General features: G+C 63.9%; 23 protein-coding genes and 1 pseudogene. 2 read left to right on the top strand and 22 right to left on the bottom strand.

All coding sequences use genetic code 11. From position 1 onward, the window contains the following. Positions 1-17 precede the first annotated feature (17 nt). Positions 18-164, bottom strand: a pseudogene (locus tag VSR34_RS31390) (C4-dicarboxylate ABC transporter permease); the annotation flags it as partial. A 23-nt stretch (positions 165-187) separates the two neighbouring features. Then, the gene (locus VSR34_RS31385) at positions 188-1489 is read right to left on the bottom strand and encodes an MFS transporter (protein WP_342964447.1); all 1302 of its coding nucleotides are present in this window, start codon (positions 1487-1489) and stop codon (positions 188-190) included. A gap of 289 nt (positions 1490-1778) precedes the next feature. On the opposite strand from VSR34_RS31385, the gene VSR34_RS31380 reads away from it, so the two are divergent. Beyond that, positions 1779-2687, top strand: a complete 909-nt coding sequence (locus VSR34_RS31380; protein WP_028212206.1) for a LysR family transcriptional regulator — start codon at positions 1779-1781, stop codon at positions 2685-2687. A gap of 190 nt (positions 2688-2877) precedes the next feature. On the opposite strand, the gene VSR34_RS31375 is transcribed toward VSR34_RS31380, so the two are convergent. The 19 genes from VSR34_RS31375 to VSR34_RS31285 all read right to left on the bottom strand — a co-directional run bounded on the left by VSR34_RS31375 (position 2878) and on the right by VSR34_RS31285 (position 24362). Continuing rightward, the gene (locus VSR34_RS31375; protein WP_342964446.1) at positions 2878-3615 is read right to left on the bottom strand and encodes a class I SAM-dependent methyltransferase; all 738 of its coding nucleotides are present in this window, start codon (positions 3613-3615) and stop codon (positions 2878-2880) included. A gap of 8 nt (positions 3616-3623) precedes the next feature. Beyond that, positions 3624-4907 carry a TRAP transporter large permease subunit gene (locus VSR34_RS31370; RefSeq protein WP_342964445.1) on the bottom strand — a complete coding sequence of 428 codons (1284 nt, stop codon included), beginning with the start codon at positions 4905-4907 and terminating at the stop codon, positions 3624-3626. Further along, on the bottom strand, positions 4904-5488 hold the full coding sequence (locus VSR34_RS31365) for a TRAP transporter small permease (RefSeq protein ID WP_342964444.1): 585 nt from the start codon (positions 5486-5488) through the stop codon (positions 4904-4906). Before VSR34_RS31365 ends, VSR34_RS31370 begins: the two co-directional genes overlap by 4 nt. A 109-nt stretch (positions 5489-5597) precedes the next feature. Then, a complete protein-coding gene (locus tag VSR34_RS31360) occupies positions 5598-6572 on the bottom strand; it encodes a TRAP transporter substrate-binding protein (RefSeq protein ID WP_342964456.1) in 975 nt (324 codons plus the stop codon). Positions 6573-6629: 57 nt separating this feature from the next. Next, on the bottom strand, positions 6630-7451 hold the full coding sequence (locus VSR34_RS31355; protein ID WP_342964443.1) for a CoA ester lyase: 822 nt from the start codon (positions 7449-7451) through the stop codon (positions 6630-6632). Further along, on the bottom strand, positions 7444-8808 hold the full coding sequence (locus VSR34_RS31350; RefSeq protein ID WP_028230726.1) for an MmgE/PrpD family protein: 1365 nt from the start codon (positions 8806-8808) through the stop codon (positions 7444-7446). The genes VSR34_RS31355 and VSR34_RS31350 overlap by 8 nt, the downstream gene beginning before the upstream one ends. A gap of 29 nt (positions 8809-8837) precedes the next feature. Further along, the gene (locus VSR34_RS31345) at positions 8838-10013 is read right to left on the bottom strand and encodes a CaiB/BaiF CoA-transferase family protein (RefSeq protein ID WP_342964442.1); all 1176 of its coding nucleotides are present in this window, start codon (positions 10011-10013) and stop codon (positions 8838-8840) included. 19 nt (positions 10014-10032) lie between these two features. After that, positions 10033-11187 carry an acyl-CoA dehydrogenase family protein gene (locus tag VSR34_RS31340; RefSeq protein ID WP_036019096.1) on the bottom strand — a complete coding sequence of 385 codons (1155 nt, stop codon included), beginning with the start codon at positions 11185-11187 and terminating at the stop codon, positions 10033-10035. A 55-nt stretch (positions 11188-11242) separates the two neighbouring features. Then, on the bottom strand, positions 11243-12097 hold the full coding sequence (locus VSR34_RS31335) for a MaoC family dehydratase N-terminal domain-containing protein (RefSeq protein ID WP_028212197.1): 855 nt from the start codon (positions 12095-12097) through the stop codon (positions 11243-11245). Between the two features lie 162 nt (positions 12098-12259). Next, entirely contained in the window at positions 12260-13198 is a 939-nt protein-coding gene (locus VSR34_RS31330) for a LysR family transcriptional regulator (RefSeq protein ID WP_342964441.1), read from the bottom strand. A gap of 34 nt (positions 13199-13232) precedes the next feature. Next, a complete protein-coding gene (locus VSR34_RS31325) occupies positions 13233-14603 on the bottom strand; it encodes an MFS transporter (RefSeq protein WP_028212196.1) in 1371 nt (456 codons plus the stop codon). A 198-nt stretch (positions 14604-14801) separates the two neighbouring features. Further along, on the bottom strand, positions 14802-16127 hold the full coding sequence (gene oxlT, locus VSR34_RS31320) for an oxalate/formate MFS antiporter (RefSeq protein ID WP_036019092.1): 1326 nt from the start codon (positions 16125-16127) through the stop codon (positions 14802-14804). Between the two features lie 130 nt (positions 16128-16257). Next, positions 16258-17652 carry an NAD(P)(+) transhydrogenase (Re/Si-specific) subunit beta gene (locus tag VSR34_RS31315; protein WP_342964440.1) on the bottom strand — a complete coding sequence of 465 codons (1395 nt, stop codon included), beginning with the start codon at positions 17650-17652 and terminating at the stop codon, positions 16258-16260. Positions 17653-17661: 9 nt separating this feature from the next. Next, positions 17662-19239: a Re/Si-specific NAD(P)(+) transhydrogenase subunit alpha gene (locus VSR34_RS31310; RefSeq protein WP_342964439.1), complete on the bottom strand. Its 1578-nt coding sequence runs from the start codon at positions 19237-19239 to the stop codon at positions 17662-17664. Between the two features lie 201 nt (positions 19240-19440). Beyond that, entirely contained in the window at positions 19441-19695 is a 255-nt protein-coding gene (locus VSR34_RS31305) for a hypothetical protein (RefSeq protein ID WP_342964438.1), read from the bottom strand. 17 nt (positions 19696-19712) lie between these two features. Further along, positions 19713-20147: a PAS sensor domain-containing protein gene (locus VSR34_RS31300; RefSeq protein ID WP_028212191.1), complete on the bottom strand. Its 435-nt coding sequence runs from the start codon at positions 20145-20147 to the stop codon at positions 19713-19715. Positions 20148-20299: 152 nt separating this feature from the next. Further along, positions 20300-21550: a formyl-CoA transferase gene (frc, locus tag VSR34_RS31295; RefSeq protein WP_028212190.1), complete on the bottom strand. Its 1251-nt coding sequence runs from the start codon at positions 21548-21550 to the stop codon at positions 20300-20302. A 35-nt stretch (positions 21551-21585) separates the two neighbouring features. Continuing rightward, complete coding sequence (gene oxc, locus VSR34_RS31290) at positions 21586-23334, bottom strand: oxalyl-CoA decarboxylase (RefSeq protein WP_028230733.1); 1749 nt, start codon at positions 23332-23334, stop codon at positions 21586-21588. Between the two features lie 308 nt (positions 23335-23642). Further along, positions 23643-24362 (bottom strand): GntR family transcriptional regulator, encoded by a 720-nt coding sequence (locus VSR34_RS31285; RefSeq protein ID WP_028212188.1) that lies wholly within the window; start codon positions 24360-24362, stop codon positions 23643-23645. 236 nt (positions 24363-24598) lie between these two features. Here VSR34_RS31285 and VSR34_RS31280 point away from each other — a divergent pair, with 236 nt between their 5' ends. Further along, positions 24599-24964 carry a hypothetical protein gene (locus VSR34_RS31280; RefSeq protein ID WP_036019088.1) on the top strand — a complete coding sequence of 122 codons (366 nt, stop codon included), beginning with the start codon at positions 24599-24601 and terminating at the stop codon, positions 24962-24964. A gap of 103 nt (positions 24965-25067) precedes the next feature. On the opposite strand, the gene VSR34_RS31275 is transcribed toward VSR34_RS31280, so the two are convergent. Next, on the bottom strand, positions 25068-26786 hold the full coding sequence (locus tag VSR34_RS31275; RefSeq protein WP_342964437.1) for a long-chain fatty acid--CoA ligase: 1719 nt from the start codon (positions 26784-26786) through the stop codon (positions 25068-25070). Positions 26787-26816: the final 30 nt, after the last annotated feature.

The following is a 26816-nucleotide window of genomic DNA, read 5'->3' as shown; positions in this document are numbered from 1 at the left end:
GTGGAGTTTCACCATCCTCACATCATGCCGAGCGCCTTGGGCAACCAGAGCGAAAGGATCGGCATATACGTAGCCATCACAAGGAGCGCGATCATCGTCAGCAGCCACGGCCAGACGGCCACCGTCAGGTCGGTAATGCCCATGCGCGTGATGCCGCTCGTGATGATATGGATGCCGAAATACCTGCTTATTCCGCGTTTGCCGTTGGCAGAAGAAGGACCGCGCCCGCTGCAAGCAGGCCGATCAGCGCAAAAACGACGAAATTGAAGCCGACACCGAGCCCGCTCGCCGCCACGTAGCCGCCGAGCAGCGGTCCACTCATCGCGCCGATCCGGGAAAAGCTCAGCGCCCAGCCGGTGGCCGCGGCGCGCACCGATCCAGGATAGTAGTCGGCCAGATGACCCGTCAGGATCAGCGACGCCGAAATGCTGCCGACTCCGGCCAGCGCGACGAACAGATAGTTCAGCGCGACACCGTGACTGAACATCAGCGCGAGCACCGCGAGCGCGCCGAGCAGATAGAACACGCCAACGGTCGCGCGCACACCGGCGCGGTCGGCGACCTTGCCGAGCAGGAGCCCTCCGAGCGCCGACGCGAAGCTGAACACGATCAGAAACGTCAGGCTTGAGCCAAGGTCATAGCCGCTCCGGCGCATGATGGTCGGCAGCCACGTATTGAGCCCGTAGATCAGCAAAAGGCCGCAGAACAACGCAGTCCAGAAGCACAGCGTCGCACGCAGATGGCGTCGCGCGAACACTTCGCCCAGTACTCCGCGCCAGTTGCCGTGGTCCGCGCCGGTCGTACGCGCCGGCAAGACCGGCACGTCGACGCCCAGGCGTGCCGCTAGTTCGGCCGCCTGCCCGTGACGCCCCTGGCTTACCAGATACTCGAGCGATTCAGGCAGCGCGCGCGCCATCGGCCACAGCAGCACGAGCGGCACGGCCCCACACGCGACCACACCGCGCCAGCCGAACCCGGGCAGCAACTGGATCGCCGCCGCGGCCGCGCACAGAATACCGAGCGAATAGCCCGAATACATCAGCCCATAGTTGAAGTTGCGGCGATGCGGCGCCGAGTATTCGATCGTCAACGCGGCAGCCACCGGAATCACACCGCCGAGCCCGAGCCCACCGATGAAGCGGAACACCCCGAACCAGCCCGGCGTCGGTGCCCAGGCTGCGCCCAGCATCGTCAGCGAGAACAGTGTCGCGCACATGAGCAGCATGCGACGCCGGCCGAGCAGATCGCTCAGCGTGCCGATCAGAAAAGCGCCGAAGAACATCCCAAGCAATGCGTAGCTGCCCAACGCGCCCAACTGGACCGGGCTCAGATGCCAGGCTTTGTACTCGGCGAGCGCCGGCAGCACCGCGCCCATCACGCCAACGTCGTAACCCTCGAACAGAATCGCGAGCCAGCACACGAGCAGCACGCGAGCGGTGACACGCGACGGCAGGCGCAACGAGACGCATTGATCTGGAACGGCGGACATGGCGCAAGACTCCTCAGCTTTATTCAGCGGGTCCGATTCAAACCGGTACTTCGCGCGATGCATGGCATCGCTGCACTGCAGCCAGCCGGTCAAGGGATCGAATGATCGCCCGACCATCACGTGCGTGATCGTTTGAGGTCAGGCGAGTATAGGAATAAAGTACGATTTCGCCGAATCGATCAATATCCGGTGGCTGAATAAGTTTATTTATTGACCCGCACGCTGCGCGCCCGGAGCCATCGCCCCCGAACGATGGCTGCTGGCATCGGCGGCTAACGAGCACTCACGCGTGGACACCACCCGCATCGATTTGAACCTGCTGCGTGTCTTTCACGCCATTCTGGAAGAACATAGCCTGACGCTGGCGGCGATCCGGCTGGGGGTGTCCCAGCCCGCGGTGAGCTACGCGCTCGGCCGATTGCGCGCGATCCTCGAAGACCCGCTGTTCGTGCGTAACGGCAACGAGATGCAGCCCACTTCGGCCGCGCTGGAAATGCGCGAGCCGCTGCGCGCCGCTGTAACCGCGGCCGAACATGCGCTGCAATTGATGGTCCCGTTCAACCCGAAGACCAGCACGCGTGCGTTCCGGATTGCCATGTCGGATATCGGCGAGCTTGCGTTCCTGCCGCCGCTCTACGCGGCGCTGGCGGAATGCGCGCCTCATGTGCGACTAGATGTTCAGTCGATCCCGCTCGATCAGATTGAGGACGTGTTGCGCGTCGGACGCCTCGATCTCGCGCTCGGCAATCTGCCGGCGCTGGTTGGCCGGACTCGTCATCAGCCGCTTTTCCACGAAGACTACGTGTGCATGACGCGCCGCCGTCGGGGTCTGCCACGGCGTGCGCTCACGCTCGAGCAATACCTGACGTTACCGCACGTGCTCGTGGGCTCGCTCGAAAGCGGACATCATCAGATCGAGGGCAGTTTCCGGAAACGAAACATTCACAGGCAGATTGCGCTTCAGGTACCGCACTTCACCGTGGTGCCCCACATCCTCGCGCATACGGACCTGATCGTGACGTTGCCGCGGAGCACCGTCCCGTTGCTCAACCCAGGCGGCAAACTCGCGGTCTACGATCTGCCGGTCGATATTCCCGGCGTGACCGTCACCGTGCATTGGCACGCGAATTTTGACATGCATGACGCGAACCGCTGGATCAGGACACTGGTGATCGAACAACTGAGCGACGCAACGTAGCCCGCGTTTCTACCTCTGCCCCTTCACCGGACCCAACGTCAGCGGCTTCCGGGGCCTCGCATGGCCATCCCCATGCATGCCTGGGCATGCACGGTTCGCGGCCCTGCCCATGCGCTCACCCGCCATCCATCCACTGTGCCCTGCATCCTCCATGCCACCTATACCGGTTCAGCATGACTGAAGCAGCAGTCTATCGGTCGCCGTCCACCCTCTTGCTGAAAACATTAGCCCGCATCGGCCGCACGAAATGCGCGCCGTCCGCCCGCATATGGCGCTCGAATGCCTCCCGTACGCGACCGACCACCGCATCGGTCAATCCGAAATCGCTGTGTGTGACCCGCATCACCTTGCGCTCGAAATCGGCAAAGTCGCTGAAACGCACCGGCACGAGATAGTGGATCTCGCGTGTCTGTTTCCACTGACCGCTGTTGCCGGCGCGCACGAGCGCATCGAATGCCGCTTGTCGCACCACCTGCTCATCGTGGAATAGCCTGCTGATCTCATTCAGATCGCCCGCGAACACAGGCTCCGCGAACCAGGCGACACCGCCTGGGCGCAGTACCCGGTGAATCTCGTCGAGGGCCGTGTCGAGCAGATCGAGGGGAACATGGTGCAGCGACTTGAACATGAGCACGACGTCGCACGATTCCGGCTCACACGGAATGGCCTGCGCCGGCCCGAATTCGTAGCGTATATTGGCGTGACGGTTGCGGGTCTGGTTAAGCCCAAGCTGGATACGATCGACCTCCAGAGCGCGAATCCGTGCTCCCGGCCATGCATCTGCAATTTTGCACGTCAAGTCGCCCGTGCCGCAGCCGAGTTCAAGGATGTCTCGCAGCGGAATCTTCATGCCCGGGGGCTGCAGAACCTCGCGCAGCACATCCAGTTCCTCGCGAACGGTGTCGCAACCAGGGTCGTGGAGTTTCATGGCCATCCTCACATCATGCCGAGCGCCCTGGGCAACCAGAGCGAAAGGATCGGCATATACGTAGCCATCACGAGGAACGCGATCATCGTCAGCAGCCACGGCCAGACGGCCACCGTCAGCTCGGTAATTCCCATGCGCGTGATGCCGCTAGTGACATAGAGATTGAGCCCCACCGGCGGATGGCACAGGCCCACTTCCATATTGATGATGATCACGATGCCAAAGTGGATCGGGTCGATGCCGAGCTGCATCGCCACCGGAAACAGGATCGGCGCCATGATCAGCACGATCGAGGACGGTTCCATCACGTTGCCGGCAATCAGCAGCAGCACGTTGACCATCAGCAGGAAGGTGATCGGTCCCAGCCCCATATGCAGGAGCCATTCCGCCATCTGCTGCGGAATGTTCTCCGAGGTCATCAAAAACGAGAACAATACCGCGTTGGTGATGATGTACAGGATCATCGCACTCAGGTTCGCAGATGCGAGCAGAACCTTCGGCACCTCCTTGAGTTTCATGTCCTTGTAGACGAACACCGCGACGAAGAAGGCATATACCGCACTCATGGCAGCCGCCTCGGTCGCCGTGAAGATGCCCGAATAGATGCCGCCGATCACGACGACCACGAGGAACAAACCCCAGATGCTCTCGCGGAACGCCCCGAAGCGCTGGCCCCAGTTTGCCCTGGGCATGCGCGGATAGTCGTTCTTCCTGGCAATGTGCGACGTGGTCACGGCCAGCATGGCCGTCAGGATCAGGCCCGGTATCACGCCCGCAACGAATAACGCTCCGATCGATGTGTTGGTAGAAACCGCATAGATAACCTTGACGATCGAGGGCAACATCAGGATACCGAGCGCCCCCGATGTCGCGATCACGCCGGCGCCGAACTTGCGGGGAAAGCCCTGCTGCTCCATTGCCGGCAGCACGACCGAGCCGATGGCCACAACCGTCGCCGGGCTCGAGCCGCAGATGGCGGCAAACAGCGCGCAGGCGACCACGCCCGCGAGCCCGAGGCCGCCATGCCAGTGACCGATCAAGGAGGTGGCAAAGGCAATCATGCGCCGCGCCACCCCGCCGTGTGTCAGAAAATTGCCCGCAAGGATGAAGAACGGGATTGCCATGATCTCGAACTTCTCGATCCCGGTGAACAGCTTGAGCGCCACCGATTCGATCGGCACGTGGGTCATGGTGAACAGATACGTCAGCACCGTGAGACCGAGGGAGATCGAGATCGGCATGCCCGTGATCATCAGCAGGATTAGCAGCCCAAAGATGATGTAAGCGTTCATTGCCGTGCCTCGTGACTCAGGGGATGAAGGTCATGCGCGGCACCTTCGTCCACGCCATCGACATGCGCGATGTCGTGATGCGGCAGCTTGCCGGTACGCATGAAATTCCACGCCACCTGCAGAAAGCGGAAGCACATGAGGTACGAGCCGCACGGAATGGCCAGATAGACGAGCCACATCGGCGCTTCGAGGTCCGGTGACACCTGGTCGGTATGCGCGATCTGCCAGACGAAGCGCGCGCCCATGGTGCCGACGATGCCGGTGAACAGCGCGCCAGCCAGCAGCCCGAACACGACGAAGCCACCGCGCAGGCGATCGTCAAACCGGTTGATCAGCACGTCGACGCCCACATGGATGCCCGTGCGCACGCCATAGGCGGCGCCAAACTTCGCCATCCAGACGAACATGTAGATGCAGAGCTCCTGAGCCCAGCTCATGTCGAGCTGGAGCAGGTATTCCTGCAGCAGCGGAACGCCGGAGGCATAGCGGTGTGCCACGGCAGCGAAAATCAGCAGCGTTGCCGCTCCCATGAGGAAGACGATCAGCCATTCCTCGAGGCGGTCAAAGAATTTGAGAATCATGGGACCTGCCAGATCTAGGTGGATGCGCAGTCACAACGCGCCGCTGCGCATCGCAGGCGCGTTCCCGTAAGGCGGCCGCCATGGCATGGCTGCCGCGGCTACCGACTGGTTACAGCCTGGCAGGATCGAAGCCCGTGGCCTTGTAGATGGCCTCGATGGTGTCTTTGCCGACGCGGCTCTCCTGCTGGCGATGCACCTTGATGAGCGCCTGCTTCCATTGGACGCGCTCAGCCGGCGTTAGCGCGATGATCTGCGTCTTGCCCGTAGATTTGATTTTTTCCAGCGCGTCGTCGTTTTCCTTTCTGGCGATGTCATCCGCATAGGTGGTGGCATCGCGCATCGCCCCTTCGAGCGTGGTGCGGATATCGGGCGGCAAGCCATCCCAGAACTTCTTGTTGACGATCACGGCGTAGCCGATATAACCGTGGTTGGACACCGTCAGGTACTTCTGCACCTCGTTCATGCGCTGCGTGAGCACGTTAGACGTGGTGTTCTCGGTGCCGTCGACCACACCGGTCTGCAGGCCCTGATAGACCTCGGAGAACGCCATCACCTGCGGAATCGCGCCCAGCGCCCGGAACTGCGCGTCCAGCACCTTCGACGACTGGATGCGGAACTTCAGGCCCTTGAAGTCGGCTGGCACATGCATCGGCTTGTTCGCAGTCACGACCTTGAAGCCGTTGTCCCAGTAGGCCAGCCCAGTAATGCCCTTGCTTTGCAGCTTGTCGAGCAGTTGTTTGCCCACGGGGCCCTGCGTCACCTTGTGCAGCCCGGTGTAATCGGAGAACAGGTACGGCAGATCGAACACCTCGAATTCGCGCACGCCAAGCGGGCCGAACTTCGCCAGCGACGGTGCCAGCATCTGCACGGAGCCGAGCTGCAGCGCCTGCATCTCCTCCCCGTCCTTATACAGGGTGCTGTTCGGATAGACCTCGACCTTGACGCGGCCCTGGGTGCGTTCTTCCGCGAGCTTCCTGAAATACTCGGCGCTCAGCCCCTTGGGCGTGTCATGCGCCACCACGTGGCTGAACTTGATGACGATCGGCTCACCGGCGGGTACCGCACTGCTGACCAGCAGCGCCATTGCGCCGAATAGTGTTGCCACGGTTTTCTTCATTGTCTCCTCCACGTTGCGCAATCGTTATGACCGACTGCTTGATAAAATCCGCTGCGCCTTGCGTATCACGGGCAGGTCCACCATCTTCCCGTCCACGGCCACTGCCCCCTGGCGCGCGGCGTCAGCCGCCGCAACGATGCGCGTGGCCCAGGCAAGGTCCTGCCCGGAAGGGCTGAGTGCCGCGTGCACGCAGCCGACCTGCCGAGGATGGATGCACAGCTTTGCCCCGAAACCCAGGCGGCGTGCCCGCAGCGTATCGGCGCGCAGTTGCTCGACATCGTCGATGACAGTGCTCACGCCATCGACGGGCGACGGCAGCCCTGCCAGGCGGGACACCAGCACGAGATGCGAACGGAAATACAGCAGATCGTCTTCATCGGCATCCATGTCGAGGTCCACCTGCAGGTCAATCGAGCCGAACATGAGCCGCTGCACGCCGGGTGTCTCGGCCAGCGCGCGCGCATGCCAGACGCCTTGCGCGGTCTCGATGAGCGGGAAGATCGCCATGCCCGCAGAAACGCATCGGTTCAGGATGGGTCCGTCCTGCGTCCCGGCTTTCGGTAGCACGATGCCGGCCACGCCCGGCATGCTGCACAGGCGCAGATCCTCTTCGAACGCCTCGCTGCCGGCACCGTTGATGCGAACCAGCACCGGCCGCTCGGGTGACAGCCAGGCTGCGAGCGCGTAGCGCGCGGCGGCCTTGTCCTCGGGCGGCACCGCGTCTTCGAGATCGATGATGACCGCGTCCGCTCCGGCGCCAACCGCCTTGTCGAATCGATCGGGCCGATGTCCGGGAACGAACAGGTAGGAGCGCGCAGTCTGCAGGGCCACGGCGCGCTCAAGCATGGGACGGCATCAGGCGACCGATTCGTTCGGCCCGGGCGAGACTCCGGATCGATGCGAGCACGGTCTGCATTTGCGCCGCATCGGCGGCCCGGCTGAACGCTGCGAGACGCAGCGCCTTGTCTTCCAGTTCGCTGCGCGACAACGTGTTGCCGGGATCGCCCTTCGGCTCGTCGACGCGGCCGTGCAACTCGCGTCCGTCCGTGGTGAGCACCGTCACCTTGCCGATCCACCGCGCGGGGTAAGCCTGATCGACCTCGGCATCGAGCTCCATGGCGACCTTGTCGCGCAACGCCGCGACCTCTGCATCGTCGAAGCTGGACGCAAACTCCTCGACACCGGCACGACCATAGCGCGCGATCAGCCCGAGCACCGTGCCCATCGAGAACTTCGCCTGATGGACGGTCTGCGGGTCCACCACCGGCCCCAGCACGTCGATTGCACCTTGATGAACATGCGCCGTGACGCGCGCAATCTGCGCGGGCGCTAGCCGATGCGTCTTTACCACCTGCAGCAGCGCATCGGCGGCGGGATGCGTGTGGCGGCACGAGGCGTGGTATTTGAACGAGGTTTCGGCAAGCGCCCAGCGTTGGCCGAGACGGTCCGTCAGCCGCGCCGGATTCGCGCTCCGAGACATGCCGGCAGCCATCCCCTGCTCTCCTTCGAGAATGCGTCGCGCACCGGTGAAGCCATCGCGTGCCAGCCAGGCGGCCGACAGGCCGCACGCGGCAGCATGCGCCGTGTGCAATTGTTTTGAATCAGCCGCATCACGCAGGAATTCCCACAACCCCGCCGACTGCGTGCCGGCCGATCCAAACGCATCGAGCATCTGCGCGGGCGAAAGCCCCAGCAGACGTCCGGCTGCCGCGGCGGCCGCGAGCGTGCCTGCTGTGCCCGTCGTATGAAACACCTTGTAATGCGGGCGGCCAAGAAACTCGCCGACACGGATGCCCACCTCATAGCCGGCAACGGCCGCCGTCAGCAGATCACGGCCGGAGGACCCCAGCGCCTGCGCCACGGCCAGCGCGGCAGGAAACACCACCGTCGCGGGATGGAACACGGAGCCGTTGTGAACGTCATCCTGCTCGGCAAAGTGCGAAGCGGCGGCATTCACGAGCGCGGCAAAGAACGGCGAGGTCAACCGGCGAGAGATCAGCACTTCCGAGGATCCGCCGTCGGGTCCCATCGCACGAGCGAAGCGCTCCAGCGTCTCGACCGGCCGTGCACCGTGACCGGCGAGGCAGGAGCCCAGCCAGTCCAGCAACAGTTCTTCGGCGCGCACCACGACCGGCGCGGGGATGTCATCGAAAGCCAGCGACGCGGCAAACGTCGCGAGAACCTGGCTCGGGTGGTCGCTCATGGGGTGGTTGTCCTTGCTTCCCGTCGTATTCAGATGGCCCGTTCCGCACGCAGGCGGTCGATCGCTTCCTGGCCGTACCCGAGCTCTGCCATGATGGCCTCGGTGTGCTCCCCAAGCGCAGGAACCGGGTCGAGGCGCGGTGCGATCGCGTCCGGAACCGGCGGCCGCAACACGGGAATGTCCCCAGCCGGAGTCTTCACATTGGCCCAGCGGTGACGCGCCTCGAGTTGGGGGTGCTGCCAGACGTCGTGCATCGTGTTCAGTTGCGCATTGGCGATCTGTGCATGGTCGAGCCGCTCGATGACCTGCTCTGCGGTGAGTCCTGCAAAGACGGTATCGATGATCGCGCGCAGTTCGTCTCGCGCGGCCGTCCGCCGGGAATTGGACGCGAAGCGCGGGTCCGTCGCCAGCGCCGGCTGCAGCAGCACCTTCGCGCAAAACGCTTCCCACTCGCGCTCGTTCTGCAACCCCAGGATGACGGTCTTGCCGTCGCCCGCGGCGAACGGGCCGTACGGGTAAATCGTGGCGTGCGCCGCCCCGGCGCGCTGCGGCGGCTGAGCACCGCCAAACGTGTAATACAGCGGAAAGCTCATCCACTCGGCCATGCACTCGAGCATCGAGACATCAATGCGGCAGCCCACGCCTGTCCTTCCGCGCGCAATCAGCGCGGCCAGGATATTGCTGTACGCGTACATGCCGGCTGAGATGTCGGCGATCGAGCAGCCCGCCTTGGCCGGTTCCTGCTGCGTGCCGGTGACGGACAGGAAGCCGGACTCGGCCTGGATCAGCAGGTCGTAGGCCTTCTTGTCGCGATAGGGGCCGTCCGCACCGTAGCCCGATATGTCGCAGACGATCAGGCGAGGAAATCGTTCACGCAAGGCATCGAACGACAACCCAAGGCGGTCGGCTGCCCCCGGTGCAAGGTTTTGCACCAGCACGTCCGCCCGCGCAAGCAGCTGCATGAGCACGCCCTGCGCTTGCGCGTGCTTGACGTCGAGCGTCAGGCTTTCCTTCGAACGGTTGGTCCATACGAAATGGGATGCGAGGCCGCGCACGCGCTCGTCATAGGCGCGCGCGAAATCGCCGACGCCGGGCCGCTCGATCTTGATCACGCGCGCGCCGAGATCGGCCAGATGGCGTGTGCACAACGGCGCGGCAATCGCATGCTCGAGCGTGACCACCGTGATGCCGTCAAGAGGACGCATCGCTTGCTCCTTCAGGACTTCAAAACGAACGCGGCAGACCGAGAACGTGCTCTGCCACGTACGACAGGATGAGGTTGGTCGAGATCGGGGCGACCTGGTACAGGCGGGTCTCCCGGAACTTGCGCTCGACGTCGTATTCGTTGGCGAAGCCGAAACCGCCGTGGAACTGCAGGCACGCGTTGGCCGCCTCCCACGAGGCATCGGCCGCCAGCAACTTGGCCATGTTGGCCTGCGCACCGCACGGCTTGCTCGCATCGAACAGTTCGCACGCCTCGAAGCGCATCAGGTTGGCGGCTGAGAGATTGATCCACGCGCGCGTAATGGGGAACTGTACGCCCTGGTTCTGCCCGATCGGTCGCCCGAACACCATGCGTTCGTTGACGTACTTCGAGACCTTGTCGATGAACCAATAGCCATCGCCGATGCATTCCGCGGCAATCAGGGTTCGCTCGGCATTCAGACCATCCAGGATATACCGGAAGCCCTTACCCTCTTCACCGATCAGGTTCTCGGCGGGAATCTCGAGGTTGTCGAAAAAGAGCTCGTTGGTCTCGTGGTTGACCATGTTCGCAATCGGCCTCACCGTCATCCCCTGGCCGATTGCCTGATGCAGATCGACGAGGAAGATCGACATGCCTTCGGACTTCTTCGTGACTTCGGACAGCGGCGTCGTTCGGGCCAGCAGGATCATCAGGTCGGAATGCTGCACACGTGAAATCCACACCTTCTGGCCGTTGACCACATAACGGTCGGCGCGCCGCACGGCGGTGGTCTTGAGCTGCGTGGTGTCGGTGCCCGTGGTCGGTTCGGTCACCGCCATCGATTGCAGGCGCAGCTCGCCGCTGGCGATTTTCGGCAACCAGGCGCGCTTCTGCTGCTCCGAGCCGTGGCGCAACAGCGTGCCCATGTTGTACATCTGGCCGTGACAGGCGCCCGAGTTGCCGCCGGCCCGGTTGATCTCTTCCATGATGACCGAGGCCTCGGTCAGACCAAGGCCGGAGCCGCCGTATTCCTGGGGGATCAGCGCCGCGAGCCAGCCCGCCTGCGTGAGCGCATCGACAAACGCCTCGGGATAACCCCGTGCCTCGTCGATCTGGCGAAAGTACTCACTGGGAAATTGCGCACACAGGTCACGTATGGCGTCACGGATGTCCTGGTATTTGTCGGCTGCCATCAACACGGGGAGCGTCCTTTGATTGATCTGGAAGAATCGAGTCGGGTGGGCGATGTCAGGCCAGCGTGGCGGTCGCATCCATGGCGAGCCAGCCGCTGGCGTCCCTGGCCCACAGCTTGACGGTCTTGCCGTCTGCCTCGGGCCTGCCGCATACGGTGAACGGCGCGATATCGAAGAGCGGCCGAACGGCGCGGAACGCAAAGCGGGTCAGTTGCGCGTTCGGCATCTGGGACCGCAGCAGGTCGACCAGCAAGGTGGCGATCAGCGGTCCGTGCACGACCAGGCCCGGATAGCCCTCGACCTCGGTGACGTAGCGGCGGTCGTAGTGAATGCGATGGCCGTTGAAGGTGAGCGCCGAATAGCGGAACAGCAGGACAGCGTCCGGACGAACGACGCGCTCCCACGCGGCATCGGTCGCAGCCGCCCTGGGGGCTGAAACAGGGTCGTCCGGTTTGGGGTAGTCCCGATAGACGATGTCGTGTTCCTCGGTCACGGCCACGCCGTGCTCGTTGCTGATCTGGTGCCGTACCAGCACGAAGACGAGCGTACCGGTGCCGCCGCTCTTGTGGCTGATATCGACGATACGCGAGGTGCGCTCGATCGCCTCGCCCACACGCAGGGGATGATGGAAGCGGAGGCGTCCACCCGCCCACATGCGACGCGGCAATGCGACCGGCGGCAGAAAGCCTCCGCGGCTTGCGTGTCCATCGGGGCCGGTTTCCGATTGCCTGTGCAGTGGCAAAAAGTACAGCCAGTGCCACAGCGGCGCGAGTGCGTCGCCGGCGCGTGGGTCGGGATCATTGCGGTCCAGCGTGGCTGACAGGGCAGCGACCGGCACGGGTACGATCGTGTCGCTGCGGGTCTCGGTGCGGCCGATCCACGCCTCTAGCGCCTTTGCTTCGGGGGTCATCGCTGCCTCGCTGTCCTGTTGAGACGGCCGGACACTGGACAACGCATCCGGCACAGAACCGCAGCGTAGCGAGACGGCACAGCCGAGGGAATTGCGCAGTGGTCAACGCTGCCTTCGCCAAATGCGAAGACCGGACCAACCCGGGTCGACGCGTGCCGGCGGTCACGTCCCGCCTGGCGTTACGGGAGGCGCCTGAGCATGGGGGCGTGGGCCGATCAGATGCTCGACCAGCCGGCGCCCGATGGCCGACAGCGCGGCAGCATCCCGCACACAAACGAACATGCGGCGCTCGGCCCAGGCATCCGTTAGCGATATCACACGCAGCCCCATGTCCCTGGCAAAGTTGGACGCGGCGATTTCCGGCAGCACCGCCACCCCCATGCCGGCCTGCACGAGCTTGCACACGACCTCGAAACTGTTGACCTGCATGCGCAAGCGCAGAGACAGCCCTTGCGTGGCCGCAGCGTCCGCTACCAGCCGCCACATGGCAGTGGAACTATCGAGGCCAACGAAGTCGTATTCGGCCAGCGCGGAAAACGCTACCCGGCGCCCGCGCAAGGCATGGCCTCGCGGGACGATGGCGATCAGCCGGTCGCGTTGGTATTCGTAGCAGACCAGTCCGTCGCGCGAAGGCCCGTCAACCACCACGCCGATGTCGGTCTTGCCTTCCCGCACCGCCTGCGCGATGTCGCCGCTGCGCCGCTCCTTCAGGTCGAGCTTGACCTCGGGATACCGGGTAGCAAAGACGGAGAGATCCTTCGCCAGAAACTGGGTCATGGCGGAGGTATTGGCCTGGATGCGGATATGCCCCTTGGCCCCCTTGGCGTAATCGGACATGTCGGCCTGCAGACGCTCGGCCTGATCGAGCAGTTGCCGCGCGTGGAACGCCAGTGCCTTCCCTGCCGCCGTCGGCTCGACGCCCTGCGGCGACCGATGCAGCAATTGCACGCCATAGCGGTGCTCCAGCAGCGCGATCCGACGGCTCGCTGCCGCCAGCGCGATGTGCGACTGCTCTGCCGCCTTCGACAAACTGCGTGTTTCGATCGAGCGGCAGAACAGTGCGAGAGATGTCAAATCAGGGAGCATGCGGAATTTTTCCACTTCGGACCGGCTCAGAATCCCGGGTCGGCCTCACTCAGGCAACCGGCACCGTCTTGCGCTCGTCCAGCGGCGAAAAGCGCGTGTCACGCTCAAGATCGTTGACGTCCTCCTGCTCGGCTGTCGACAGTTCGCCGGCCAGAAAGCCCGTGCGGTTCAAGAGCCCGATCATGCAGACAAGCGAGACCAGCGCATATATCGCCGATGCGATGGCCACGCCCGTGATGCTTTTCGTGGAATTGAGCAGCCATTGAGCCAGAACCGGCGTGCCCCCGCCCACCACGAGCGAACAGAGTTGATACGAGAGCGACAACCCTGTGTAGCGCACCCTGGCAGGAAAGACCCGTGCGAGGATGCCGCCCACCGCGCCGTAGAACATCGAATGCGGAACGGTTGCGAGACACATGCCGATCATGGCGATCCAGTAAGCCTTGGTCTCGATCGCGAAGAACATCGCCGGCATCAGGACGAATTCCGGCAGCACCATCAGGCAGACAGCCTTGCGCATGTCCATTCGCTGCACGAGCAGCGCGCCGAGCGGTTGGGTGAGGAACTGGACGATCAGTGCGACCACGATGATGCTGAGAAACGTCCCCTGAGTATAGCCAAGCTCCCTGGTGGCCCAGGAAAGCGCGAAGGTGGTCTTGAAGTAGGTGACATGGATCACAGGCAACACGCCTGCGGCCAGCATCACGATTACCCAGTGCTTGCGCAGCACTTCCGCGACGGGCAGTTTCACCGTCTTGTTCTGCCTGAGAACGCGCTTCATGTCCTCCGGCTCTTCGAGCTTCAGCCGAACCATCATGCCAACGATCACGAGCGTGGCCGAGAGCAGGAACGGAATGCGCCAACCCCACACGACGAATTCCGGTGTGGGCAATGCGCTCAGCGCAAAAAAGATCAGCGTCGCGAGCAGGTTGCCGGTCGGCGAGCCCTGCTGCGCGAACGCCGAATAGAGAATGCTCTTGTGCTTCGGTGCGCTTTCGCTCGCGATCAGCACCGCGCCTCCCCACTCCCCGCCCACGGCGATGCCCTGGATCACCCGCAGCATCACGAGACCGACCGGCGCCCACGCGCCGATCTGCGCGTAGCCGGGCATCAGGCCGATACCCGTGGTAGCCACGCCCATCATCATGAGCGTGATGACAAGCGTGGTCTTGCGGCCGATACGGTCGCCCAGGTGCCCGAAGATCAGGCCACCAATCGGCCGCGCAACGAAGCCGGCCCATAGTGTGAGGAACGACAGCAGCGTGGCGACACCCGGGTCGAGCGAGCTGGGAAAAAACACCTTGCCGAACACGAGCGCGGCAGCAAGGCCATAGATGTAGAAGTCATACCACTCGATCGTCGTGCCGACAAAGGCGGCTATCGCGGCACGCAAAGGCTGACCGTTTTTCTGACCTGTCATGTCCGTCTCCATGTTCTGCTTTTCATGTATTCGGGCGACGCCTGACGCCGTCGCCCGCAGCGCTGCCCGTATGCGGCCCGGCTGGTGCGCACAATACTAGTAAGGAGATCGATAAATGACTAATACAGAATATTTTACGTTCGATAAATCCCTCTTATGATGGGTAATCCCCCTCTTTTCGCCCCTGCGAAGCATCTGCTATTCGTGCGATCCCAGCGGCGAGGGCGCGAACGCCGCGTCGGCGATCCTCGCCTCCACGCCCGACTGAAAGATCCAGCGCCGGCGCATCGGCTGCAGGAGCACTTTGGCGCTCACGCCCGCCAACATCGCCACGCAGGCGACCAGGTCGAACACCATGTTCCAGCCTCCGTGGATCGCGAACAGCGTGGCGACCGGCACGAGCATCGCCGCCGTTCCTTTTGCGGTGTACAGCGTGCCCGCATTGCCGGCTGCGTATTTCGCCCCGAACGTATCGGCGCAGGTCGCCGGAAAGTTCGAGAAGATGTCGCCGTAAAACAGGAACACGAGCCCGGAAAACAGCATGAAGAGATACGGGTCGTGGCCGAACGCCCTCAGGCCCAGCAGCGCGAGCCCTTCGCCGAGGAACGTGATGAACATCGTGTTCTCGCGGCCGATGCGGTCCGAAATGAACCCGCACAGCGGCCGCGTAAAGCCGTTGCAGAGGTTGTTGATCGAGAGCGTCATGGTGAGCAGCGGCAACGTCGCCGCGGCGAGCGTGACCGGCATCGAGGCGAAACCGTAACTCTTCGCGATCGGGCCGATTTGCGCCGTCGCGATGATGCCGCCCGCCGCCACGCATACGAACATCGCGTACATCACCCAGAAGACGGGCGCGCGGACCATCTGTTTCGTCGTGTAGTCCGTCTTCGTCGCCACGATTCGCTTCGTCCCGGCCGCATGCGCGGGAGGCTTCGGTCGCACCATGAGAAGCGCGAGCGCCATGATGCAGGCACCTTGAAGGAGTCCGAAGAATACGAACGCACGCTCATAGCCGGCGTGCTGGATCATGTTCGAGATCGGGATGACCGTGAGCGCCGCACCCGCGCCGAAGCCGGCTGCCGTCATCCCCGCTGCGAGCCCGCGCCGGTCGGGAAACCACTTGAGCGCCGTGCCCACGCACGTGCCGTACACGCAGCCCGCGCCGATGCCCGAAATCACAGCCGCGACGTAGAGCACCGGCAGCGCGGGCGCCCACGCGTCGAGCACCCAGCCCAGCGCCACGCAGCAAGCGCCGCCCATCACCACGGGACGCGGACCAAAGCGGTCGACCAGCCACCCCTCCACGGGCACGAGCCAGGTTTCCGTCACGATAAAAATGGAAAAGGCGAGCTGGATCGCAGCCTGCCCCCAGTGATGCCGCGAGTCCATCGGCACGACGAAGAGCGTCCATGCGTATTGCAGGTTGGCGACGAGCCCCATGCAGAGTATGCCCGCCGCGAGTTGCACCCACCGGTTGTGCCACCGGGCGGTGTAGCCGCCTTCGATACGTTTGGTATGTGCCACGTTGTCTTTCTCCGTCCGTTGTGATTGCAGCCCGCGGGATCTTCCGCGCATCGCATCCCTGGCGGGACTAGCGCATCCACGCGGCACAGCCGGCGCGGCAGGCCTTCGCCCGTCGCACCTTCCTCAAAAGTCAAGCCGTTTCCAGTTGCCGCAGCAACGCATCCACGCTGCCCTTGGCATCGCCGAACAGCATTCGTGTGTTGTCCTTATAGAAGAGCGGGTTGTCCACGCCAGCGTAGCCCGTCGCCATACTGCGCTTGGAGACGACCACGGTGCGGGCCTTCCACACCTCGAGCACGGGCATGCCGGCGATCGGACTGCCCGCATCTTCCTGGGCGCCGGGATTGACGATATCGTTCGCGCCGATCACGAGCACGACGTCGGTGCTGGTGAAGTCTTCGTTGATCTCGTCCATTTCGAGCACGATGTCGTACGGCACCTTCGCTTCGGCGAGCAGCACGTTCATGTGACCGGGCAAGCGCCCCGCAACAGGATGGATACCGAAGCGCACCCGTATGCCGAGCGCGCGCAGCCGCCGCGTGATCTCGCTGATGGTGCCCTGTGCCTGCGCGACGGCCATGCCGTAGCCCGGCACGATCACGACTTCCTGCGCATCGCGCAGGAGCGACCCGACTTCGTCGACGGTGGTCGCCACCACGTCGCCCTGCGGCGCCGCGCTTGCGGCGGCGCTCGCGGTTCCGAAGCCGCCGAGGATCACGGAGGCGAAGCTGCGATTCATCGCGCGGCACATGATGTAGCTGAGAATCGCACCGCTCGAGCCGACGAGCGCGCCCGTGGTGACGAGCAGATCGTTGTCGAGCATGAAGCCCGTTGCCGCGGCGGCCCAGCCGGAATAGCTGTTGAGCATCGAGACCACCACGGGCATGTCCGCGCCGCCGATCGCCATGACGAGATGCACGCCGAGCGCCGCCGCCAGCACGCACATGACGATGAGCGCATGGAGCGCGCCGCCGCCGTCGGACGCACTGACGAAGCGATAGCCGAGCACGATGCACGCGCCGAGCACGACCGCGTTGAGCAAATGCCGCGCGGGCAGTACGAGCGGCTTGCCGCCCACCGTGCCCTGCAGCTTCAGGAACGCGACGATCGAGCCGCTGAACGTGACCGTGCCGATGAAGGCACCGACGTAGATTTCGGTGTCGTGGATCGCGCGCTCGACGCCGCTCATCGCCGCCGCCGGCGAAAGAAAGTTCGCGAAGGCGATCAAGGTCGCCGCGAGACCGACGAAGCTGTGCAGCACCGCGACGAGCTGCGGCATCTGCGTCATCTCCACGCGGCGCGCGAGTACCGCGCCGAGCCCACCCCCCACCACCGCGGCGATCAACGCGATCTGCAAACCCGCGCCGCCGGTGACGAGCAAGGTCGCGAGCACCGCGATCACCATGCCGGTCACGCCGTAAAGATTGCCGCGCCGCGCACTCGCGGGATGACTCAGCCCTCGCAGGCTGAGGATGAAGAGCGTCGCCGCGCCGAGCCACGCCATGTTGCCGATTCCGTTGAGCATGACGTCTCCTCAGGTCCGTTGGAACATCTTCAGCATGCGCTGGGTGACGAGAAAGCCACCCGCGATGTTGACGGTTGCGACAACGAGCGCAATGCCCGCCAGCACGGTCACGATCGGGCTGGCGTTGCCCGGATGCAGCAACGCACCGATCACGATGATCCCGCTGATCGCATTCGTCACGCTCATGAGGGGCGTGTGCAGCGCGGGTGTGACGTTCCAGACCACCTGATAGCCGACGAACACCGCCAGCACGAACACGGTGAAGTGCGCGACGAACGCCGGCGGCGCAACCGCACCGAGCGCGAGCAGCAGCAACGCCGCCACGATGAGCGCGGCAAGCGAGGCGGCGCCGTTACGGCGCGCGGGCTGTGCACCTTCGACTTTCGCGTGTGCGTTCGGCTCCGCTGCCACGGGCTTCGCCTGCAGAGCCGCTTGCGGCGCGGCCGAGACCTGCACCGGCGGCGGCGGCCAGCACACCTGGCCGCGCTGCATGACCGTGGTGCCGCGCTGCACGACGTCGTCCATGTCGAGCTCGAGTTCGCCGTCCTTCGCGGGCGTGAGATCGGCCAGCAGATGACGCACGTTGGTCGCGTAAAGCTGGCTCGACTGGTTGGCCATGCGGCTCGCAAGATCCGTATAGCCGATCACGGTCACGCCGTCGACGTTCACGACCTCGCCCGGGCGCGTCACCTCGCAGTTGCCGCCCTGCTCCGCCGCCATGTCGACGATCACGCTGCCCGCGCGCATGCACGCCACCGTCTTCGCGTCGATGAGGCGCGGTGCCGGTTTGCCTGGAATGAGCGCCGTGGTGATGATGATGTCGACTTCGCGTGCCTGGGCTTCGAACAGCGCCATCTCCGCTTCGATGAACTTCGCGCTCATTTGCCTCGCGTAGCCGCCCGCGCCGCCGCCCTCCTCCTCGATGTCGACGCTCAGGAACTCCGCGCCCATGCTCTGAACCTGCTGGCCGACCTCGGGCCGCGTATCGAACGCGCGGACGATCGCGCCGAGCCCGCGAGCCGCGCCGATCGCAGCCAGCCCGGCGACCCCGGCGCCGATCACGAGCACCTTGGCGGGCGGCATCTTGCCGGCCGCCGTGATCTGCCCGGTGAATACGCGGCCGAAATGCTGGGCAGCCTCGACGACGGCACGATAGCCGGCCATGTTCGCCATCGAGCTCAACGCGTCGAGCTTCTGCGCGCGGGAGATGCGCGGCACGCAGTCCATCGCGAGCACCGTGGCCTCGCGCGCCGCGAGCTGCTCCAGCAACGCCGCGTTCTGCGCAGGCCAGACGAAGCCGATCAGCGTTGCGCCCCGCTTGAGTCGCTCTACCTCTTCGCTCAACGGCGGCCGGACCTTAATGACGATGTCCGCGCCGCTCCATAGCGCGCGTGCGTCGTCGACAATGCGCGCGCCTGCCGTGCGATAAGCGTCGTCCGGGTAGGACGCGCTCGCGCTCGCGCCCGCCCCTGCCTCGACCTGCACCGCATACCCGAGCTTGATCAGTTGTGCCACGCTTTCCGGCGTCGCAGCTACGCGGCGTTCGCCCTCGTGCACCTCGCGGGGAACCGCAATGGTCAGCGCCATGATCCGCCTCCGTCCTTCATGGAAAGAGGCGAAACGGCGGGAACATAGGGAATCGGCGGCGCGCCAATACACCTGGCGCGCCCAAAGCGTAGCCACGACTTCATGAAACGTCTCCTGTGTCGGCCGGGTTGGCGATCGAGCGCCTCATTCCGGGTCCATGTTTGAATTCTTTGCGTGCCGCGGCTCGAAAAGGGCTCTGCCCTATGAAGCGCCCACGCTGGGCGAATTGCCGCTTCTGAGAAACGTGAGCGCGGCCTCCCGCGCGCCAGCAATGGCGGCGGCTTCGCTTGCGAATACGGTTTCGTCGACCACCAGCTGACGGGAAAGAACCGCCGCTGGGTCGTCCGCGGCGGCCGCGAGCGTGCGGATCGCGGCAAATGCGGCCCAGCCGCCGTTGTGGATCAGCTGACGGGCCGAGAGTTCGACCTCGAAACGTCCAAGTTTTTCCGTGTGCATCGACGTGCTCCCGACGCTCAGGATTGCTGAGCTTGTGCTTCGAGTTCCGTGATGCGCTTCTTGAGCGAGCGCTCTTCCTGGAAACGTGCCGTTTCGTCGCGGATCACGGCGACGATACCGTTGAGTTCGCCTTGCGGCGAGTGCAGCAGCGCCACGGTGAAGGCAATGGAAAGCGCCTTGCCCGCCTTGTCCACGGCAGGCACGCGCAGAACGTCATTGCCATAGCGCGTCTGACCGGTCGCCATCGTCTTGTGATAGCCCTCCCAGTGGCGGCCGCGCAGCCGCTCGGGAATGATCAGGTCGAGTGTCTTGCCGAGCGCTTCTTCCTGCGTGTAGCCGAACATGCGCGTGGCGGCGGGATTCCAGAATGTAATGTCGCCGGCTGCGTCCGAGATGACGATGGCGTCCCCAATGGCATTTGCGAGTTGCTCGAAATCGATGGCGGATTGCATGGCGATGATTGGATGGGGTGAGTCGTTGATCGTCGCCGCGGGGTTGCGCGGCGTCCTGCGTGTCTTGCAGTTTTGCGGGTGCCAGGCGGGCGCAGCATGTGCCGCGCCCGCTCTCTCTGCCTGCTTTGCGTCTGCTTCCTGGGCGTACGGCCTCAGACCGCGCGCACCTCGTGCAGCGCCGCGATCTGCTGCGGCGTGTAGCCGAGGTCCGCCAGCACTTCGTCGGTGTGCTCGCCGAGCAGCGGCGAACCCGTGATCTCGGGCTTCAGATCGGAGAACTTGATCGGGCTGCCCACCGTGAGGTACGAGCCGCGCTCCTTGTGCGGCACCTCTACGATAGTACCGCTCGCACGCAGCGACGGGTCATTGGCGATTTCCTTCATGCTCAGCACCGGCGCACACGGAATGTCGAATTTGCGCAGGATATCGACCGCTTCGAACTTCGTTTTATCGGCGAGCCACGCCTCGATCGTCGCGAAGATGTCGAAGATGTGCGGCTGACGCGCTTGCGCCGTGTTGTAGTTCGGGTCGTCGATCCATTCGGGTTTGCCCAGAGCGCGGCAGATCGGCTCCCACGCGTGCCCCTGAACCGTGAAGTAGATGTACGCGTTCGGATCCGTCTCCCAGCCCTTGCACTTGAGCACCCAGCCCGGCTGGCCGCCGCCGCCGGCATTGCCACCGCGCGGCACGACGTCGCTGAACGTGCCGTGCGGGTACTGCGGGTATTCCTCGAGGTAACCCACACGCTCGAGACGCTGCTGATCGCGCAGCTTCACGCGACACAGGTTGATCACGCTGTCCTGCATCGACACGGCGACCTTCTGACCCTTGCCCGTTTTCTCGCGTCCGATCAGCGCCGTGAGAATGCCGATGGCGAGATGCATGCCCGTATTGCTGTCGCCGAGCGCCGCCGCGCTCACCGTGGGCGGACCGTCCCAGAAGCCCGTGGTCGAAGCCGCGCCGCCCGCGCACTGTGCGACGTTTTCATAGACCTTCAGGTCGTCGTAGTGGTGACCTTCGCTGAAGCCCTTCACCGAAGCGACGATCATCTTCGGATTGAGTTCCTTGATGCGCTCCCACGTGAAACCCATGCGGTCCAGCGCGCCCGGGCCGAAGTTCTCCACCATCACGTCCGACTCGCGAATCAGCTTCTCCAGCACTTCCTTGCCTTCGGGCTTTTTTGTGTCGAGCGTGAGCGAGCGCTTGTTGCTGTTGAGCATGGTGAAGTAAAGCGCATCGGCTTCGGGGATGTCGCGCAATTGCGAGCGCGTCACGTCGCCGGCGCCTGGGCGCTCCACCTTGATCACGTCCGCGCCGAACCACGCGAGCATCTGCGTGCAGGCGGGCCCGGCCTGCACGTGCGTGAAGTCGATGATCTTGATACCTTCGAGGGGTTTGCTCATTTCTCGCTTCTCCTGATCTACCTGATCGATTGGATTTATTTCTTCATGGCCGCGCTTTGCGGATTCAGATTCGTGAGACGGCCGCTTTCGGTCCCGGCCGATTCGTCGATGACTGCGTTGATCAACGTGGGCTTGCCCGAGGCGATCGCTTCGAGCAGCGCACTCGTCAGTTCTTCGGGCGTGGTCGCCTGATGGCCGATGCCGCCGAACGCCTCGATCATCTTGTCGTAGCGCGCGTTCTTCACGAACACGGTGGGCGCGACGTCGCTGCCGCCGCTCGGGTTGACGTCCGTGCCGCGATACACGCCGTTGTTGTTGAAGACAATGGTGCAGACCGGCAGGTCGTAGCGGCAGATCGTCTCCAGCTCCATGCCTGAGAAACCGAACGCGCTGTCACCCTCGATCGCCACGACCTGCGTGCCACTCGTCACGGCCGCACCGATCGCGAAGCCCATGCCGATGCCCATGATTCCCCAGGTGCCCGAGTCGAAGCGCTTGCGCGGCTGATACATGTCGATGATGCTGCGCGCGTAGTCGAGCGTGTTCGCGCCTTCGTTGACCACGTTGATGTCGGGACGCGTTTTCAGCACATCGCGAATCGCGCGCAGCGCGCTATGGAAGTTCATCGGCGACGGGTTCTTTGCGAGCGTCGCGGCCATCTTTTCCAGGTTCTTGTTCTTGCGTTCGGCCACGGCGGCGAGCCATTCCGACGGCGGCTTCGGGAAGTCATTGCCGAGGCCCGCCACGAGCGCTTCCACGCACGAGCCGATGTCGCCGATCACAGGCGCTTCGATGGCGACGTTGCTGTCGATCTCCGTCGGCGCAATGTCGATCTGCACGAACTTCTTTGGTCCGGCGTCCGCGCCCCACGTCTTGCCCTTGCCATGCGAGAGCAGCCAGTTCAGGCGCGCGCCGATCAGAATCACGGCATCCGACTCGGCCAGGACGAACGAGCGCGCAGCCGACGCCGACTGTTCGTGCGTGTCCGGCAAGAGACCCTTGGCCATCGACATCGGCAGATACGGAATGCCGCTCTTCTCGATCAGTTCGCGGATCTGCGCGTCGGCTTGAGCGTAAGCCGCACCCTTGCCGAGCAGGATCAGCGGACGCTTCGCATTCCTGATCACATCGAGAGCGCGTTGCACCGCCTCCGGTGCGGGAATCTGGCGCGGCGCCGCGTCGACTACCTTGACGAGCGACTGCTGCCCCTTCACCGCGTCGATGGTCTGCGCGAGCAGTTTTGCCGGCAGGTCGAGATAGACGCCGCCGGGACGGCCCGAGACCGCCGCGCGAATCGCCCGCGCCACGCCGATGCCGATGTCCTCGGCGTGCAGCACGCGGTAAGCCGCCTTCGCATAGGGTTTCGCGGCGTTGAGCTGGTCCATTTCTTCATAGTCGCCCTGCTGCAGGTCGACGATTTCGCGCTCGCTCGAACCGCTGATGAGAATCATCGGGAAGCAGTTCGTGGTCGCGTTGGCCAGCGCCGTGAGGCCGTTCAGGAAGCCCGGTGCCGAAACGGTCAGGCAAATGCCCGGTTTCTTCGTCATGTAGCCCGCGACGGCGGCGGCGTTGCCTGCGTTCTGCTCATGCCGGAAGCCGATGAACCGCATGCCCTGGGCCTGGGCGAGGCGCGCGAGATCGGTGATGGGAATACCGACGAGACCGAAGATCGTGTCGATATCGTTGAGTTTCAGCGCGTCGATGACGAGGTGAAAACCATCGGTCGTTTGCTGCGCTTCGGGCACAGGGATCTGCTGCGCCTCGTTGATGCCTGCTTCTGCCATGACGTCTCCTCTTTGGCGGGGCGTTGTGTGATACGTGATATACAATATTCCACACACAATATTAGTCAAGCGTTTTTTGTCCGTGGCTCGCATGCTGCAGTGCATCGCGTCGTGCACCGTTGCTCTGTCAGCGCTCCATGGGCGGGCGCTTTCGATTCGCGATTCGCCCAAACTTCCCGACAATATTGTTACGGACTCCATACTTTCATTTCAGCGTCGCGCGGATCATTCAGGCCAACAAGGCATCGATACGGCTTGCTGATGCGCCGGGCGATATGAATCCGCAGCGCGACGCCGCATCCTTCGCGTCAGTCGAGAAAGTCGCAGTTGGCTTCCACGAACAGCGCGAGTTCTATCGAGTGCTGCCGCACGAGCTGCTCGACGCGCTCGGTGTCGCGCGCCTCGAGCGCCTCGATGATGCGCATGTGGTCCACGATCGAGCGCGACGCGCGATCGCTCTGCGCGATCGTCATGCGCCGGATCGCCCGCACGTGCATGAAGATGTTCTTGATGGTGTCGACGATGAGGGGCGATTTCGACAGTTCCACCAGCGACTGGTGGAACATGATGTTCGCTTCGGAGTACTCCTCGATATGTTCCGAGGGTGTCGAGTCGCCGAAGGTCGCAAACATGCGTCTTAATCCGGCAATGTCGTCGTCCGAGGCGCGCTGCGTGGCGAGGCGCGCGGCGATGCTTTCGAGCGCGGCCCACATATAGATCATCTCAACGATCTCCTTGCGCGTCTTGCGCAGGATGTAAACGCCGCGCCGCGGCACCGTGCGCAGAAAGCCCTCCTGCTCCAGCAGCGTCATAGCCTCACGCACGGGCGTTCGGCTCACGCCGAGCTTCTCGGTCAAGTCCTTCTCGTCGAGCCGGATTTCGTCTCGCGACCGGTAAATGTCGGTCTCGGCAATGGCCTGCTTGAGCTTCGCGTAGGCCTGATCGCGCAGCGAAGCGGTCGCGTTGATCGGCTCCAGCGTCAGGGTGACCGGGGACGCCCCGGCGTCGTGTTCTCTTTCGGCGGACATCGGTCGTTTGTCTCCAACGTTCTGTTTAGCCGGCACTGCAGGGAATTTCATATTTCCAATACAATATATCAGCAACTCGGGCGAGGCTAAGGGGGTTTACGCGTACCCTCCCGGCGTTCGCGCGGTCACGGCGATGCATACATCATTTATTATTGTTTTCGAAAAAAACTTTAACTATCACTTATTCATTGCGGCCTCTACGCTTGGTTCATGCAACCCGACATGAGGAGACGGCCATGAACCACCCGACCAGCCATCGCGATCGTCAGCTCGAAGCGCAGCTGTGCGCGTTCAATACAGCCTTTGCCGAACTGGGCCTGCGGTTTCGCTGGGACGCGAGCACCCTCTTCTCGCTCGCCACGATCGCGGGAGAGTCCGCACGTGTCGCGGCCTACATCGAAACGCACCATCCGCATTTGCTCAAGGCCTACACGATGGAGTTCCTGTGCGAGGCGATCCTCGCGCGCAAGAACGCCCAGGCGCCGGGCGAATGGCCGCTGGCAACACCCGCGCCGCGCGAAGCGCAAGAATGGCCGGCCGTGGCGGCCGCCATGGAGCAGGATTGGCACGGAGGCGGGTTGCCGGCGCTCGCGGGTGCCTGAAGTACACGAGCGCGGAAAAACGTCATAAAGACAAGGCCCGTCTGGCCAGGTCACCCGCCAGGGTGCGATCCAGACGGGCCCGATAGGGGGGAGCGCGATGCGCTCATGCGCTACTGCGCGCCTCAGCCTCTTCTTCCTGCAGTTTGCGCCAGAGAATCTTGCCGCTGCCCGACTTCGGCAACGCGTCCACGAACTGCACGATGCGCGGCGCCTTGTACGCGGCCATGTTCTCGTGCGCCCAGGCGATGATGTCCTCTTCGCTCACGCTGCCCGCCTGCTTCGGATCGAGTACGACCACGGCCTTCACCGTCTCGCCACGCCGCGGATCCCGTGCACCGATGATGCACACTTCGTTGATCGCCGGATGCCGGTACATCAGCGCCTCGACCTCGGCGGGCCAAACCTTGTAGCCGGACGCATTGATCATGCGTTTGAGCCGGTCGGTCATGAAGTAATAGCCTTCCTCGTCGCGCCGCACGAGGTCGCCTGTGCGCAAAAAGCGCTTGCCGTCGCGCTCGATGAACGCTTCGCTCGTGGCCTCGGGCTGGTTCCAGTAGCCTTGCATGACCTGCGGCGCATGCATGATCAACTCACCTGATTCCCCTGCCGCCACCTCCTCCAGCGTGATCGGATCCACGACGCGCGAATCGACGTCGAATACCGGAATGCCGAGGCACTGGGGCTTTGGGCGCTGCGGCGGATTGATATGGGTGGCCGCCATGGTTTCCGACATGCCGTAGCCTTCCGCGAAGTCGAGTCCGGTCAGGTCCTTGAGTTTCTTCACGACGGCGTCGGGCATCGTCGCGCCGCCGCCACGCATCCAGGCGAGGCTCGACAGGTCGTACTCGCGAATGCGCGGGTTCGAGATGAAGTCTACGACCATCGTCGAGATGGCCTGCCAGCCATTGATGCGGTAATGCTCGATCGCGCGGGCCGCTGCGTCGCGGTCCCAGCGCGGCAGCAACACCACGGTCGAGCCATTGTAGAGCGGGCTGTTCATGCCGCCCTGCATGCCGGTCACGTGAAAGAGCGGCAGCACCGAGAGTTGTACGGCATCCTGATGACTTGCGAACCAGTTGCAACCGCCTACGGCCGTCGCCATCACGCTGCGGTGCGTGTGCATGCAGCCCTTCGGCTTGCCCGTCGTACCCGAGGTGTACGGCATCACACAGAGGTCGTCGGGACCGGCGCTCAGCGCGCCGGGCACACGGCGCGCTTCGAGCACGTCGGCCCAATGAGCGACGCCCGGGCCGACCACGCAACGCGGCGCGCTCACGAATTCGGGCGGCGGCGAAAACGGCTCGCGCTCGAGATAGTCGCTATATGTTGCAACGAGCAGGTGCCTCAGGCCCTCGCTCCCGGCTTCCCGCACGAGCGGCGCGATGCGCGGGTAGAGATCCTGCGCGACGAAAGCCGTCGTCGCGCCGCTGTCTTCCACGTAGTGCGCAAGCTCTTCGGTGAGATTCATCGGATTGACAGGAACAACCACCGCATTGGCACGAAGGATGCCGTAATAGGCGATGATCCATTGCGGACTGTTCTGCATATACAGCAGCACTCGGTCGCCGGCCTTCACGCCGCATTCCTCCTGCAGATAGCCGGCCACGCGCTCGGCCTCGTCCTTGAACTGCGCGAACGTGACGGGTGTGTCGTAGAAGATGATGAACGGCTTGTCGGGATAGCGCGCCGCCGAAACCTCCGCGTTATAGAAGAGGTTCGTATGCGGAATGCTCAGATGCGGCGAAAGATGCGCAGGCCAATGCGGTGAAGGCAATGACGCGACCGGTGAAGTTGCGCAAAGCGCCGGGGCAGAAGTGGACATGGCAAGCTCCGTCGAGCGGTTCTCATGTTG

The organism is Paraburkholderia sp. JHI2823, assembly GCF_038900695.1.
GTDB lineage: Bacteria > Pseudomonadota > Gammaproteobacteria > Burkholderiales > Burkholderiaceae > Paraburkholderia > Paraburkholderia mimosarum.
The sequence above is the reverse complement of the archived record's forward strand: the minus strand, read 5'-3'. Positions and strand labels throughout refer to the sequence as shown.